This is a genomic window from Lentzea sp. NBRC 105346 (assembly GCF_030269605.1).
Classification (GTDB): domain Bacteria; phylum Actinomycetota; class Actinomycetes; order Mycobacteriales; family Pseudonocardiaceae; genus Lentzea.
This window is the reverse complement of record NZ_BSTQ01000003.1, coordinates 364,849-378,393: the sequence shown is the minus strand read 5'-3', so window position 1 is coordinate 378,393 and position 13,545 is coordinate 364,849. Positions and strand designations below refer to the sequence as shown.

General features: G+C 69.4%; 16 protein-coding genes. 12 read left to right on the top strand and 4 right to left on the bottom strand.

The features are described from left to right. The first annotated feature begins 5 nt into the window (after nt 1-5). From QSK35_RS09200 to priA, 4 genes are all read left to right on the top strand, one after another. Nucleotides 6-830, top strand: coding sequence for a hypothetical protein (locus tag QSK35_RS09200; protein ID WP_285744209.1), 825 nt, complete (start codon nt 6-8; stop codon nt 828-830). Nucleotides 831-839: 9 nt separating this feature from the next. Beyond that, the gene (gene hisH, locus QSK35_RS09195) at nt 840-1,472 is read left to right on the top strand and encodes an imidazole glycerol phosphate synthase subunit HisH (RefSeq protein ID WP_285744207.1); all 633 of its coding nucleotides are present in this window, start codon (nt 840-842) and stop codon (nt 1,470-1,472) included. Between the two features lie 104 nt (nt 1,473-1,576). After that, entirely contained in the window at nt 1,577-2,710 is a 1,134-nt protein-coding gene (locus QSK35_RS09190) for a hypothetical protein (RefSeq protein ID WP_285744205.1), read from the top strand. A gap of 9 nt (nt 2,711-2,719) precedes the next feature. Next, on the top strand, nt 2,720-3,451 hold the full coding sequence (gene priA / locus QSK35_RS09185) for a bifunctional 1-(5-phosphoribosyl)-5-((5-phosphoribosylamino)methylideneamino)imidazole-4-carboxamide isomerase/phosphoribosylanthranilate isomerase PriA (RefSeq protein WP_285744204.1): 732 nt from the start codon (nt 2,720-2,722) through the stop codon (nt 3,449-3,451). On the opposite strand, the gene QSK35_RS09180 is transcribed toward priA, so the two are convergent. The 3 genes from QSK35_RS09180 to QSK35_RS09170 are packed head-to-tail and all read right to left on the bottom strand — an operon-like array spanning nt 3,448 to nt 6,454. After that, nucleotides 3,448-4,155, bottom strand: a complete 708-nt coding sequence (locus tag QSK35_RS09180; protein ID WP_285744487.1) for a Clp protease N-terminal domain-containing protein — start codon at nt 4,153-4,155, stop codon at nt 3,448-3,450. The two genes, priA and QSK35_RS09180, sit on opposite strands and share 4 nt — an antisense overlap. A 31-nt stretch (nt 4,156-4,186) precedes the next feature. Beyond that, entirely contained in the window at nt 4,187-4,576 is a 390-nt protein-coding gene (locus tag QSK35_RS09175) for a PPOX class F420-dependent oxidoreductase (RefSeq protein ID WP_285744202.1), read from the bottom strand. A 9-nt stretch (nt 4,577-4,585) separates the two neighbouring features. Further along, on the bottom strand, nt 4,586-6,454 hold the full coding sequence (locus tag QSK35_RS09170; protein WP_285744200.1) for a hypothetical protein: 1,869 nt from the start codon (nt 6,452-6,454) through the stop codon (nt 4,586-4,588). 25 nt (nt 6,455-6,479) lie between these two features. Between QSK35_RS09170 and hisF the strand changes: the two genes are divergently transcribed. Genes hisF through hisI form a run of 3 tightly spaced genes read left to right on the top strand, consistent with a single transcriptional unit; the run spans nt 6,480 to nt 7,953 of the window. Continuing rightward, on the top strand, nt 6,480-7,238 hold the full coding sequence (gene hisF, locus QSK35_RS09165) for an imidazole glycerol phosphate synthase subunit HisF (protein WP_285744198.1): 759 nt from the start codon (nt 6,480-6,482) through the stop codon (nt 7,236-7,238). Next, nucleotides 7,235-7,609, top strand: coding sequence for a hypothetical protein (locus tag QSK35_RS09160; protein WP_285744197.1), 375 nt, complete (start codon nt 7,235-7,237; stop codon nt 7,607-7,609). Before hisF ends, QSK35_RS09160 begins: the two co-directional genes overlap by 4 nt. Continuing rightward, nucleotides 7,606-7,953: a phosphoribosyl-AMP cyclohydrolase gene (gene hisI, locus QSK35_RS09155; RefSeq protein WP_285744196.1), complete on the top strand. Its 348-nt coding sequence runs from the start codon at nt 7,606-7,608 to the stop codon at nt 7,951-7,953. Before QSK35_RS09160 ends, hisI begins: the two co-directional genes overlap by 4 nt. Here hisI and QSK35_RS09150 read toward each other — a convergent pair. Beyond that, entirely contained in the window at nt 7,950-8,597 is a 648-nt protein-coding gene (locus tag QSK35_RS09150; protein ID WP_502881630.1) for a TetR/AcrR family transcriptional regulator, read from the bottom strand. The two genes, hisI and QSK35_RS09150, sit on opposite strands and share 4 nt — an antisense overlap. On the opposite strand from QSK35_RS09150, the gene QSK35_RS09145 reads away from it, so the two are divergent. The 5 genes from QSK35_RS09145 to trpA all read left to right on the top strand — a co-directional run bounded on the left by QSK35_RS09145 (nt 8,596) and on the right by trpA (nt 13,490). Continuing rightward, on the top strand, nt 8,596-10,134 hold the full coding sequence (locus QSK35_RS09145) for an anthranilate synthase component I (RefSeq protein ID WP_285744192.1): 1,539 nt from the start codon (nt 8,596-8,598) through the stop codon (nt 10,132-10,134). The two genes, QSK35_RS09150 and QSK35_RS09145, sit on opposite strands and share 2 nt — an antisense overlap. After that, nucleotides 10,124-10,519: a Trp biosynthesis-associated membrane protein gene (locus QSK35_RS09140; RefSeq protein WP_285744191.1), complete on the top strand. Its 396-nt coding sequence runs from the start codon at nt 10,124-10,126 to the stop codon at nt 10,517-10,519. The genes QSK35_RS09145 and QSK35_RS09140 overlap by 11 nt, the downstream gene beginning before the upstream one ends. A gap of 131 nt (nt 10,520-10,650) precedes the next feature. Beyond that, on the top strand, nt 10,651-11,460 hold the full coding sequence (gene trpC, locus QSK35_RS09135) for an indole-3-glycerol phosphate synthase TrpC (RefSeq protein WP_285744189.1): 810 nt from the start codon (nt 10,651-10,653) through the stop codon (nt 11,458-11,460). 21 nt (nt 11,461-11,481) lie between these two features. Then, nucleotides 11,482-12,702, top strand: a complete 1,221-nt coding sequence (gene trpB, locus QSK35_RS09130) for a tryptophan synthase subunit beta (RefSeq protein ID WP_285744188.1) — start codon at nt 11,482-11,484, stop codon at nt 12,700-12,702. Then, nucleotides 12,699-13,490 carry a tryptophan synthase subunit alpha gene (gene trpA, locus QSK35_RS09125; RefSeq protein ID WP_285744185.1) on the top strand — a complete coding sequence of 264 codons (792 nt, stop codon included), beginning with the start codon at nt 12,699-12,701 and terminating at the stop codon, nt 13,488-13,490. Before trpB ends, trpA begins: the two co-directional genes overlap by 4 nt. Nucleotides 13,491-13,545: the final 55 nt, after the last annotated feature.

The window sequence follows — 13,545 nt, the reverse complement described above, 5'->3', positions numbered from 1 at the left end:
CGCTCGTGAGCAGAACCCTCATCTGGACGCCGATGTCCACCGCGGAGCTCCAGGGCGCGTTGCACCAGGCCGGTGTGGGTCCGGCGGCGTTGATCCCGGTGCCGACTGGAACGGTGCTCCTGCCGTCGCCGGCCACGCGACTCGGGCAGGACCTCGTCATCGCGGACCGGGCGCGCAAGCTCGTCGGTTCTTCGGTGATCGCTTACTGGAACGCCGACGCAGCGGTCCAGATCGGGTTCGCCGGCGCCATCGGTCGCGGCTGGGGCTGGGGTGAGCGCGACGCGCTCATCCGGTTGAGCGCCGAGGCGAAACAGGTCGGCTTCGTGCGGGGTCTGCTCGACCGGCTGCTCGTCACCTTGTCGGACCGCTGGCGGTACAGCGCCAAACACCGCGCGAGCGCCGTCGCGCACCTCGTGAAGGTCGTGCCGCAGGCGGACGCCGCCGCCGTGGCCGCGCGGATCGACGACGTGCACACCGGCGGTGTGGCCGCCCTGCGCGAGGCCTTCGAGGCCCTGGGGCTGCCGGGCGTCGCGCAGGTCGCGCAGCTCGCGGACGAGGGGCGCGCGGACCCGTGGCTCGCGCAGCTGCCGGTGCCGAAGAACCCGCGCCGCTGGTACTGGTGGCTGCTGCCGCCGCTGCTGGTGCTGGCCGTCGTGGGCAGTGTCCTGGCCGACCTGAGGCCGCTGGAAGGCGGGCTGATCGCCGGAGCGCTCGCGATGGTGGTGTCGCTGTTCGTGGTCCGGAACATACGTCAGCCGATGAAGGGGCAGCCGATCAACACGGCACTGCCGGTCATCCCGGTGACGCAGGGGTCGGCACCGACCGAATAGGCTGGTCACATGGCACGCGTCGTCGTACTGGACTACGGATCGGGCAACCTGCGCTCCGCCGAGCGCGCACTCCAGCGGGTCGGCGCCCATGTCGAGGTGACCGCGGACCCCAAGGCGGCGCTGGCCGCCGACGGCTTGGTGGTACCCGGCGTCGGCGCGTACGCGGCGTGCATGGCGGGCCTCAACTCGGTCAAGGGTGCGCGGATCATCGACAACCGGCTCGCCGGCGGACGGCCGGTGCTCGGCATCTGCGTCGGCATGCAGATCCTGTTCGAGCGCGGCATCGAGCACGGCGTGAACACCGAGGGCTGCGGGGAGTGGCCCGGCACGGTCGAGCGGCTGGACGCGCCGATCGTGCCGCACATGGGGTGGAACACGGTGCGGGCGCCCTCGGAGAGCAAGCTTTTTGCCGGATTGGACAGTGACACGCGTTTTTATTTCGTGCACTCCTACGGCGTGCGAGAGTGGGTCCTGGAGCCCTCGGACACCATCAAGGCACCGCTGGTGACGTGGGCGACACACGTGAAGGACGACTTCGTGGCGGCCGTCGAGAACGGGCCGCTGTGGGCGACCCAGTTCCACCCGGAGAAGTCCGGTGACGCCGGGGCGCACCTGCTGGAGAACTGGCTGGGGGAGCTTTGATCGTTCGTGCCCTGATCGTCTTCTTGGCTGCTTTTCTCGTTGTTCCCACTGCTTCGGCCGCGTCGCGGCATCCGTTCAGTGACTCGTTCGACAACGCTCGTTCCTTGAACGACAACCTCAAGCAGCGTCAGGGTTCGGGCGCCATCACCTACACGGTCCTGTCGGGATCCGCGCGCGTGGGCCACGGCAAGCTGGCGGTTGACGGCGTCGTGATGGTGGACGCGCCGTCCACCGGGTCGGCGATCTCGGCGACGCTGACGCCATCCAGTCGATCTTCGATCGCGCTGTCGGAGTCGGCGAACATCGGCGGGAACGTCGCCGACCCGGCCACGAACCTCGGTTTCGTGTTGTGCGACAACGGTGACGTGGAGCTGTTCAGCAAGGGCGTCTCGGTGCGCAAGTTCTCACGGCTGGCGCCGCACGGCCCGTTCCGCGTCTCGCTCACCATGTCCGGGTCCACTGTGGATCTCTCCGTCAACGGCGCGCGGCGCAAGGTGGACCTGGCGGTTCCGACCGAGCGGCTCTGGGTGTACCTCGGCAGTGGTTCCGTCGACAACCTGCGCTTCGCCGAGATGAACTCCGAGCACCTGCGCAAGCGGTCGGAGTCGTTGCGCTACTTCGGATACCACGGTGCCGACCAGGTCCTGCGCTCCGTGCGCGGCCGCAGCAACATCAACCAGGTTTCCCCGGCGGCCCTGTCCGCCTGCGCTCCGGGGACGTGCATCGTCGACACCGGCGACACGTTCTTCGACTGCACCGCTTCCTGTGTGCTGCGTCCGGACCACGCCGCGCGCTGGCAGCAACTGGCTTCGCGCGCACGGGGTGCTGCCGGGTTCTCCGTGCTGGACCAGGCGTTCGCGCGTAGGGCAACGCCGGCCGACGTCGCCACGTCCGCCCGGTTGATCAAGCAGACCTTCCCGGGTACGTCGGTGCTGCAGGTCGAGGCGGGCAGCAAGATCGACGCTGACTTCTCCGTGCCCGCCGAGGTCGACCGGGTCGGTTTCTACGAGCCGGGCCTCGACTACGAGGGGCTGGAGGCGCGGATGAACGCGTTGCAGGAACGCGTGCCGGACAAGGATCTCCTGCTGCTGCCCGAGAGCTCCGCGATCTACCTGTATCTGGGCATGTTCGACTACTACCCGCGCTACGTCGGGATGATGGTCCGGGGCGGCTGGGGCCCGGACTCCGTCGATGCGCAGGAACGTGCGGCAGCGAGGGTGCTCGGTGACGCACGTTAGGCTGTGCGGGTGACTTTCACCCTCCTCCCCGCTGTTGACGTGGCCGACGGTCTCGCCGTCCGGCTCGTGCAGGGCGAAGCCGGCACCGAGACGAACTACGGCAGCCCGCTGGACGCCGCCCTGGCGTGGCAGCGCGACGGCGCGGAGTGGGTGCATCTGGTGGACCTCGACGCGGCGTTCGGCCGGGGTGACAACCGTGAGCTGATCGCGGAGGTCGTGGGCAAGCTGGACGTCAACGTCGAGCTGGGCGGAGGCATTCGCGACGACGCGTCGCTGGAGGCCGCCCTGGCGACCGGGGTCGCGCGGGTCAACCTCGGCACCGCGGCGCTGGAGGACCCGGCGTGGTGCGCTTCGGTCGTGGCGCGATACGGCGAGAAGGTCGCGGTCGGCCTGGACGTGCGCATCACCCCCGAGGGGCACAGGCTGGCTGCGCGCGGGTGGACGAAGGACGGCGGCGACCTGTGGGACGTGCTGGAGCGGCTCGACCGTGACGGCTGCTCCCGGTACGTCGTCACCGACGTCTCCAAGGACGGCACGCTGCAGGGGCCGAACATCGAGCTGCTGCGCGACATCTGCGCCCGCACGGACGCGCCCGTGATCGCGTCCGGCGGTGTGTCGAGTGTGGACGACCTGGTGGCGCTGTCGGCGTTGTCGCGCGACGGCGTGGAGGGCGCGATCATCGGGAAGGCGTTGTACGCGGGTGCGTTCACGCTCCCGGAGGCGCTGGCGGCGGTCCGCTAGCCCTCGCGCGGCGTGGGGAGCACCGCGCCGATGACGTCGCGAATGTGCTTCTCGGCGAGCTCGTAGCTGACGCCGGTGCTGCGCAGCACCTGAGCCGCCGTGCCCTCCTCCTCGGCCAGCAGCCCGAGGAGGATGTGCTCGGTGCCGATGAACGTGTGACCCATCCGCAGCGCCTCCCGCACCGCCAGTTCCAGCGCCTTCTTGCAGTGCGTGGAGAACGGCTGCGGGTCGGGCTTGCGGTGCGACTCGTCGACCAGCCGGGTGAGCGTCGCGATGCGCGTGGTGCCGTCGGACGCCTCGAGCTTGGTGATCGTCTTCGCGGCCAGGCCACCGGTCTCGTCGAGCAGGCCGAGCAGCAGATGCTCGCTGCCGATGCGCTGGCTGAACCGCGCGTGGTGCCGCGCCAGGTTGATCACGCGGTGGGATCGCTGCGTGAACCGGTCGAAGCTCGGCTTGCTCAGCTCGGGCGATTCCTTGGGCACGAACCGCTTCTGCGCGGCCTGCTTGCTGACGCCGATGCTCTCGCCGATGTCCGTCCACGACGCGCCGGTGCGGCGCGCCTCGTCGACGAAATGGCCGATCAGGTGGTCGCCGAGCTCGTCGAGCTGGTCGCTCAGGCTGACGGCGGCGGCCAGCCGGTCCAGCGCGCCGGCGTGCGCCGTCGCGACAGTGACGATGAGGTCCGTCAGCTGGACCGGTGCCATGACCACCCGTCAACTCTAGGTTGACGTTCGATCAGCCGTCAACCTCAGGTTGACGCTCAACGATCTTGATCCCGATCGTGCCGGTGCGGCCGCGGCGGATCTTGCTGCCGAACATCGTCAGCCAGCCCATGAAGCCGTACTTCTTCACGATCAGGCTGCGCACGTGGTCGCTCTCGTCATCGCTCAGCAGCGTCGCGTGGGCCGGCTGCGACTCGCCCTTGGGGTTGCCCCGGAAGTCGCACGGCGCGACCTCGACCACGCCGCTGTTGCGCAGCCGCTTGACCTTGCCGGTGTCCTTCGCGGACCACGCGTAGATGACGTCGCCCTCGCCGGCCACCCACACCGGCGTCGCGACCGGGGTGCCGTTCTTGCGGAACGTCGTCAGCAGCAGGTACTCGCTCTTGCCGAGTTCGGTGATCACTTTTCGAGCCTAGTCCCGCTTCAACGCGTTCGTGAGACCGGCAACCACCGCCGTCGTGAGGACCCAGCCCGCGGCGATCAGGCCCCACGAGCACCACTGGGCCGCGCCCTTCACCACCCAGGCCTTCTCCTGACCGAGATCGATGATCGGGAGCAAGACGTCCAGCGCGTAGACGAACGGGTTGAACGCCTGCACAACCTGCCCGGTCGGGACTCGGTCTGCCTGCCAGTACACCGCCGTGCCGATGCCCAGTAGCCCTGCCAGCCACAGAATTGCCTGGTTGGGGCGGTAGCCGTAGCCGACCGTCAGGTAGAGCAGCCAGTTCCAGAGCTTGCCCAGCGGGCCGAACTCGTTGCGGCGGAACCACTGCTTGGCGATGTTGACCTTGCGCACGAAGTTGAGGCGGCCCGAGCGTTTGTACGCGGCGGCGAGCGTGTCGTAGACGCCCGGCGTGTAGCCGCCTGGGTTGCGCTGCAGCCACCCGATGCGGTCCTTGACGGGCGCGTGATCGTGATCGAGGACGTCGTATGTGAAGCCGCGCAGACCCAGCTGTGTTGGCCACTTGTCGGGAAGGTCCTCGAACGTGCCGACCTTCGCGTTGGTGAGGTTGACCGACGTGGGCGCCTGGATTCGCGGTAGGCGCAGTGCGGCGGCGCGCACGCCTTCGAGATCGGCGGCGTCGAGCTTCGCGGCGCCCAGATCGAGTCGGCCGCCGACCGTCGTGTCGAGCAGCGCCACCTCACCCTCGTACTCACCCTGGATCGTTGCGTCCTGGGCGACGCGCAACCCACGTGCCCACACGTCACCGGACGTCCTCAGCACGCAAGTCAGGTCCTTGTCCGCGACGAGCGCATCGGCCGACAGTGTGGCGGCGCGAATTTCGGTGAGCCGCAGCTGACCGCCAACACGGACGTCGTCCAGCCCGATGTCACCCGTGATCTCGCAGCGCTGGATGACCAGGTCCTGACCCGTGGTGAGGCTGGCGGCGTGGATCGCGCCGGCTTTCGTGGAGAGGACCAGCAGGTTCGCCCGCACAGCGGCGCCGGTCAGGTTCACCCGGCCGCTGCACATGACGTCGATGAAGTGGGCGTTCTGGCCCACCTTGAGCCACACCGCATTCAGCCCGGACAGTTCGGCCTCGCTGAAATCCAGGACGCCGCCGATGTCGGCACTGTCCAGGATCATCGAGCCGTGCGCGGTGAAGTCCTGGAAGAAGGCCGCGCCCGTCACGACGAGCCCGATCGCCGACAACGCGTCGCCGGTGCCGTTGGCCAGTTTCCCCTCGCCCAACAGCATGTCGCCATCTAGCCGTGAACCAGACAGGTGCACGGCTCCCGTCGCGGTAAGGCCTGTGCACGCCAGGATGCCGACCTCGGCGTAGCTCAGCTCCAGCGCGGTACGGCCGGGATTGAACAGGCGAGCGCCGGGCAGGCTGAGATCGCCTTTGATACGGGCCCGGTGCAGCATCACCTCGCCTGCGGCCCGGAGCCCGTTGGCGTAGACGTCCTGTGCGATCTCGATGCCGGTCGCCCGGAAGGCCCGTCCGTTCACATTGGACAGTCGCGCGTCGACGAGCAGCAGGCAGCCGCCGATGCGGGCGCCTGTCAGTGCAATCTCGGTACCGGTCGTCACCACCTCGCGCAGGTCTACGTCGTGCTTGGTGTGCAGCTGCTCGGCGTCCAACCCCCACAGGTGTGAGCCGCTGAAGTCCACGCGCGGGATCTCCGCCTGACAGAGGTTGATCTCCTCCTCGACGTAGCAGTCGCGGAGGATCAGGGGGTGCTCCAGCCGGACGCCTTCGAGGTTGAGCGAACCGACGATCCGGGCGTCCTCGACGTGGATCGGGTCCTTCAGGTCGTCGGCGTGGACAACGCGCACCGGGCCCCCTTGTAGGCTTTCCCGCATGTCAGTAGCGGTCCGTGTGATCCCCTGCCTCGACGTCGACCGGGGCCGGGTGGTGAAGGGCGTCAACTTCACCAACCTCGTCGATGCGGGTGATCCCGTCGAGCTTGCCAGGGTTTACGACGCCGAGGGGGCCGACGAGCTGACATTCCTCGACGTGACCGCCTCGTCCGGTGAGCGCGAGACCACCTACGACGTCGTGCGGCGCACCGCGGAGCAGGTGTTCATCCCGCTCACCGTCGGCGGCGGCGTGCGCAGCCCCGAGGACGTCAACAAGTTGCTGCGTGCGGGCGCGGACAAGGTCAGCCTCAACACCGCGGCGATCGCCCGCCCGGAGTTGCTGAAAGAGTGCTCCGAACGGTTCGGCGCGCAGTGCATCGTGTTGTCCGTCGACGCGCGCCGGCTGCCGGACGGGTCCGGGTTCGAGGTCACCACGCACGGTGGTCGCACGGGCACGGGCATCGACGCGATCGAGTGGGCCGAAAAGGGGCAGGAGCTCGGCGTCGGCGAGATCCTGTTGAACTCCATGGACGCCGACGGCACCAAGGCCGGGTTCGACATCGAGCTGATCCAGCGCGTGCGCGCGGTCGTGGACGTGCCGCTGATCGCCTCCGGTGGAGCGGGTGCCGTGTCGCACTTCCCGCCCGCCGTCGAGGCCGGGGCGGACGCCGTGCTCGCCGCGTCGGTGTTCCACTTCGGACAGTTGCGCATCGGCGAGGTCAAGGACGGCCTGCGCGCCGCCGGTGTGGTGGTCCGGTGATCCGCCGGTCCGACACGCCGATCGAGGTTCTCCTCTCCGCGCTGATCGCCGGGGCGGGCGGGCTCACCTTCGTGCTCGTCGCGCTCGTCCGGTGGCAGATCGAAGGTGGGGCGGACCTGCTCCGGGCGCCGATCTTCATTGCCCTGATCGAGTTGCTCGTGGCCGCGGGGATCATGTTCCGGCTGCGCGTGGCACACGTTTCCGGCATGGTGCTGTTCCTGATCGTCGCGTTGCTGCACCTGCTGTTCGTGCTCGCGGACATCCCGGTATGGGCCCGGATCGTGTCCGGAGTGCTGTCCGCCCTGCACGTCTACGGGGTCGTGCTGCTCAACACGGGGCCTGCCCGCGCCTACCTTGGAGGGCCTCGATGACCTCGCTTGATCCCTCGGTCGCCGCCCGGCTGAAGCGGACCGCGGACGGGCTGGTCTGCGCGGTCGCCCAGCAGCGCGGGACCGGTGAGGTGCTGATGGTCGCGTGGATGGACGACGAGGCGCTGCACCGCACCCTCACGACGCGGCGGGCGACCTACTACTCGCGGAGCCGGCAGCAGCTGTGGGTCAAGGGGGAGACCTCCGGGCACACGCAGTACGTGCACACCGTGCGGCTCGACTGCGACGGCGACACGTTGCTGCTCGAGGTCGACCAGGTGGGCGCGGCATGCCACACCGGCGACCGGACCTGCTTCGACGCGACCGTGTTGCTGGGACCGGCCTAGTCGAGCGGTCCCGTCAGGTAGCGCTGCATGTTCGGCCCGATGGCGGCCACGAGGACCTCCGGTGCGGCGCTCGCCAGCGGCTCGAAGTGCACCACGTAGCGCACCATGCCCAGCCCGACCATCTGCGTGGCGCACAGCGTGGCGCGCAGCTCCCGCTGGTCGACGTCCAACTCGGCCGTGACACGCCGGAAGACGGTGTTGAGGAAGATCTCCCGCAACGCCTTGGCCACGCCCTCATGCGCGGTCACGCTGCGCACCAGTGCGGCGAACGTGCCGCCGCCGGTGAGGTCCCAGATCGTCACGAAGTTGCGGACGATCCGGAACCCGATCTCCTCCGGCGGGCCGTCCAGCAGGCGTTTGACCAGCTCGTTCGGGTCGATCGGGAGTTGGAACACGGCCTGCACGAACAGGCCTTCCTTGCTGCCGAACCAGTGGTTCACCATCGCCGCGTCCACCCCGGCTCGAGCGGCTATCGAGCGGACCGTGGCACCGTCGAAACCGCGTTCCGTGAACACTTCACGCGCGGCTGTGAGCAGGGCGGCTTTGGTGTCCTCGCCTGCTGCTCGCCGTCCTCTACGCTTCTGGGGTTCCACCACCACACCAGTTTTCAACAGATGTTGAATATGTGCAAGAATTGCGGACATGGTGAGTGTCATCGGAGCGGTGGCGAAGTCTGGTTTGGGGGCGGTCAGTCCGACTCGCGAGGAGTTTCGCGAGCTGGCGGCCGGGCGGCGGGTCATTCCGGTGGTGCGCAGGTTGCTGGCCGACGCCGAGACGCCGGTGGGGTTGTACCGGAAGCTGGCCGCTGATCGGCCGGGGACATTTCTGTTCGAGTCCGCCGAGAACGGCAGATCCTGGTCCCGGTGGTCCTTCATCGGGGTGCGGAGCTCGGCGGCGCTCACCGCGACCGGGGGCGAGGCGTTCTGGACCGGGACGAGGCCGGTGGGCCTGCCCGACGGCGGGGATCCGCTGCAGGTGCTGCGCGAGACGATCGAGGTGCTGCGCACGGATCCGTTGCCCGGACTCCCTCCGCTCACCGGCGGCATGGTCGGGTACATCGGGTACGACGCGGTGCGGCGGCTCGAGCGGCTGCCCGAGCTCGCCGAGGACGACCTGAAGGTGCCCGAGCTGGTCATGCTGTTCGCGACGGACCTCGCGGCGCTCGACCACCACGAGGGCACGGTCACGCTCATCGCGAACGCCGTCAACTGGGACGACTCGCCGGAGCGGGTCGACGCGGCGTACGACGACGCCGTGGCGCGGCTCGACGCGATGACGTACGACCTGCACACGCCCACGCCACCGACGGCCGCCGTGTTCGACCGGCCGAAGCCCGAGTTCGTGCGCAAGCGCAGCCAGGCCGAGCACTTCGCCGCCGTCGAGAAGGCCAAGGAGGCCATTCGCGCGGGCGAGGCGTTCCAGGTCGTGCTGTCGCAGCGGTTCGAGATGGAGACGTCCGCGGACCCGCTGGACATCTACCGGGTGCTGCGCACGACGAACCCGAGCCCGTACATGTACCTGCTGCGGCTCGACGAGTTCGACATCGTCGGATGCAGCCCCGAGTCGCTCGTCACCGTGCGCGACGGCAAGGCGACCACGCACCCGATCGCGGGCACGCGGTGGCGGTCGCTGGACCCGGACGAGGACGCGCTGCTGGAGAAGGACCTCCTCGCGGACCACAAGGAACGCGCTGAGCACCTGATGCTCGTCGACCTCGGCCGCAACGACCTCGGGCGCGTGTGCAAGCCCGGCTCGGTGCACGTGGTCGACTTCTTCAAGGTCGAGCGGTACAGCCACGTCATGCACATCGTGTCGACGGTGACCGGTGAGCTGGCCGAGGGCCGCACGGCGTTCGACGCGGTCGCGGCGTGCTTCCCGGCCGGGACGCTCTCGGGAGCGCCCAAGCCGCGCGCGATGGAGCTCATCGAGGAGCTGGAACCCACGCGGCGCGGCCTCTACGGCGGCGTCGTGGGGTACTTCGACTTCGCCGGCGACGCGGACACCGCGATCGCGATCCGCACCGCGCTCGTGCGGCAGGGGATCGCCTACGTGCAGGCCGGAGGCGGCATCGTGGCCGACTCCGACCCGCAGGCCGAGGACAACGAGTGCCTGAACAAGGCGGGGGCGGTGCTGGCCGCCATCGCCACGGCACAGACGATGGCGCCCGCTGTTGACCGCTGAGCCGAATCCGCGCGGGCGTCGTCCACTGTGGATAGTCCTGGTCCTCCTGCTGCTCGCCGCCGCGGGGCAGCTGGCGGCCGGGCAGGTGCCGTTCGCGTTGTTCTGCCTCGCCGGGGTCGCGGCGCTGGTCGCGCTCAGCGGGTGGGCGCGACGGGTGCTGGGCGTCGTGCTCGTCGCATCCGCGGCCGTGGCGGCGCCGAGCTGGAACGGGTTCGCCATCGCCAGCGGCGTGTGCCTGCTCGTCTCCGGCGTGACTCTGGCCTGGCTCGGGCAGCACATGCCACGGTTCGGCATGGGCGGTCAGGAGCCGGCTCGGCCGGACTGCGAGCGGGACATGTGGCGGGCGCTGGAACGCGGCGAGGACCCGACTGACTCGAACGAGTGAAGATCGTTCGCGCACGTTCCCGCACGTGGGCCGTGAAGGCCCTTGCGGAGCTGCGCTGATTCGGAACCCCGGTGGGCGAGGCGTTACTCCTGCGGGGTTAGCATCCTTGCAGCGGGAAGGGGAGCAAGACTGTGACGGTTCTCGAATCGATCCTCGAGGGTGTTCGTGAGGATCTCGCCGCTCGCGAGGCGCAGCTGTCCTTCGACGACATCAAGGAGCAGGCGCTCAAGGCGCCGGCGCCGCTCGACGTGATGTCGGTTCTGCGCGCGCCGAGCGTGGGGGTGATCGCCGAGGTCAAGCGGCGCAGCCCGTCGAAGGGGCAACTGGCCGAGATCCCGGAGCCCGCCGAGCTGGCGGCCCAGTACGAGGCGGGCGGCGCGCAGGTGATCAGCGTGCTGACCGAGCAGCGCCGCTTCGGCGGTTCGCTCGCGGACTTCGACGCCGTGCGTGCGAAGGTGAAGATTCCCTTGCTGCGCAAGGACTTCATCGTCAGCCCGTACCAGGTGCACGAGGCGCGGGCGCACGGTGCGGACCTGGTGCTGCTGATCGTGGCGGCGCTCGAGCAGAACGCCCTGGTGTCGCTGCTCGACCGGGTGGAGTCGCTCGGCATGACGGCGCTCGTCGAGGTGCACACCGCCGAGGAGGCGGACCGCGCGCTGGAGGCCGGTGCGTCCGTCATCGGCGTGAACGCGCGCAACCTGCACACGCTCGAGGTCGACAAGGACGTGTTCGGCCGCATCGCGCCGGGCCTGCCGTTCGAGACGATCAAGATCGCCGAGTCGGGCGTGTCCGGTCCCGGTGACCTGATGGCCTACGCGGGTGCGGGCGCGGACGCGGTGCTCGTCGGTGAGAGCCTCGTGACCAGCGGTGACCCGAAGGCCGCGGTCAACAAGCTGGTGACCGCCGGGTCGCACCCCGCGTGCCCCCGGCCCAGTCGGTAACTCGGTAAGGGGAGCTTCTCGATGGGGCAGTTCACGCCCACGCCGCACGACCCCGACGAGCGCGGCCACTTCGGGCCGTGGGGCGGCCGGTTCATGCCGGAAGCCCTCATCGCGGCTGTCGACGAGCTCGCCGCCGAGTACGAGAAGGCGCGCACCGACCCGTCGTTCCTCGACGAGTTCAACGGGCTGCTGAAGGACTACGCCGGTCGGCCCTCGCTGCTGACCGAGGCACCGAAGTTCGCCGCCCACGCGGGCGGCGCGCGGGTGTTCCTCAAGCGCGAGGACCTGAACCACACCGGTTCACACAAGATCAACAACGTGCTCGGCCAGGCGCTGCTCACGCGGCGCATGGGCAAGAAGCGCGTGATCGCCGAGACCGGCGCCGGCCAGCACGGCGTGGCGACCGCGACGGCGTGCGCGCTGCTCGGCCTCGACTGCGTGATCTACATGGGCGAGGTCGACACGCAGCGCCAGTCGCTGAACGTCGCGCGCATGCGTTTGCTCGGCGCCGAGGTCATTCCGGTCAAGACCGGCTCGCGCACGTTGAAGGACGCGATCAACGAGGCGCTGCGCGACTGGGTCGCGAACGTCGACGACACGCACTACCTGCTCGGCACGGCCGCGGGGCCGCACCCGTTCCCGCTGCTGGTCCGCGACTTCCACCGCGTGATCGGCATCGAGGCGCGCTCGCAGATCCTGACGAAGGCCGGCCGCCTGCCCGACGCCGTGCTGGCGTGTGTGGGTGGCGGTTCGAACGCGATCGGCATCTTCCACGGGTTCATCGATGATCCTTCTGTGCGCCTGATCGGCGTGGAGCCCGGCGGTGACGGTCTCGACTCCGGGCGTCACGGCGCGACTTTGACGGCCGGTACGCCTGGTTCGCTGCACGGCGCGATGTCCTACGTCATGCAGGACGAGGACGGCCAGATCACCGAGGCGCACTCGATCTCGGCCGGTCTGGACTACCCCGGCGTGGGGCCGGAGCACTCGTTCCTGAAGGACTCCGGGCGTGCCGAGTACTTCCCGGTGACCGACGCCGAGGCCATGGAGGCGTTCGCGCTGCTGTCGCGCACCGAGGGCATCATCCCGGCGATCGAGTCGGCCCACGCCCTGGCGGGCGCGTTGAAGGTCGGTCAGTCGCTGGGGCCGTCGGGCCTGCTGGTGGTCAACCTGTCCGGCCGTGGCGACAAGGACATGGGCACGGCCGTGGAGTGGTTCGGCCTCGACAAGGAGAACGCATGAGCCGCCTCGCGCCCGTCTTCTCGCAGGCCGCGGCCGAGGGGCGGGCGGCGCTCATCGGCTACCTGCCCGCCGGTTTTCCCACCGTCCCCGGATCCGTCTCCGCGTTGAAGGCGATGATCGAGTCGGGCTGCGACCTCGTCGAGATCGGCCTGCCGTACTCAGACCCCGTGATGGACGGGCCGACCATCCAGGTGGCGGCGGAGACCGCTCTGCGCGCCGGGTTCCGGGTGCGTGACCTGTTCGACGTGGTGTCCGCTGTTGCTTCTTCCGGTGGACGCGCGGTCGTGATGACCTACTGGAACCCCGTTCTGCGGTACGGCGTGGACGCCTTCGCGCGCGACTTGGCGTCTGCCGGTGGACTCGGGTTGATCACTCCGGACCTGGTGCCCGATGAGGCCGAGTCCTGGATAACGGCTTCCTCGGCGCACGATCTGGATCGGATTTTCCTCGTGGCGCCTTCTTCCACGGAGGAACGGATCGCGCTGACGGCCTCTTCCTCGCGCGGGTTCCTTTATGCCACCTCGGTGATGGGTGTGACCGGGGCGCGGGACGTCGTGTCGTCGGCGGCTCCGGAGCTGGTTCGCCGGGTGCGGGAGCACACGTCGATGCCCGTGGGTGTGGGGCTCGGGGTGCGGTCCGGGGCGCAGGCGGCCGAGCTCGCCTCGTTCGCCGACGGGGTCATCGTGGGGTCGGCCTTCGTGACCGCGGCTTCGTCTGGTGAGGACGCCGTGCGGGCGCTGGGGGCGGAGCTGGCGGCGGGTGTGCGTCAGGCCGTCACGCCTGCCTGACACACGATCGGGCGACCTTTTTGGCGTGAGCGCTGTTCGAGGCCAAAACTGTCAG

What these genes read in the sequence shown, in the direction of transcription:
- hisH (WP_285744207.1), top strand. Translation starts at nt 840, where the DNA reads ATGGCACGCGTCGTCGTACTGGACTACGGATCGGGCAACCTGCGCTCC.
- hisF (WP_285744198.1), top strand. Translation starts at nt 6,480, where the DNA reads ATGTCAGTAGCGGTCCGTGTGATCCCCTGCCTCGACGTCGACCGGGGC.
- hisI (WP_285744196.1), top strand. Translation starts at nt 7,606, where the DNA reads ATGACCTCGCTTGATCCCTCGGTCGCCGCCCGGCTGAAGCGGACCGCG.
- trpA (WP_285744185.1), top strand. Translation starts at nt 12,699, where the DNA reads ATGAGCCGCCTCGCGCCCGTCTTCTCGCAGGCCGCGGCCGAGGGGCGG.
- QSK35_RS09145 (WP_285744192.1), top strand. Translation starts at nt 8,596, where the DNA reads ATGGTGAGTGTCATCGGAGCGGTGGCGAAGTCTGGTTTGGGGGCGGTC.
- QSK35_RS09180 (WP_285744487.1), bottom strand. Translation starts at nt 4,155, where the DNA reads ATGGCACCGGTCCAGCTGACGGACCTCATCGTCACTGTCGCGACGGCG.
- QSK35_RS09150 (WP_502881630.1), bottom strand. Translation starts at nt 8,597, where the DNA reads ATGTCCGCAATTCTTGCACATATTCAACATCTGTTGAAAACTGGTGTG.
- trpB (WP_285744188.1), top strand. Translation starts at nt 11,482, where the DNA reads ATGGGGCAGTTCACGCCCACGCCGCACGACCCCGACGAGCGCGGCCAC.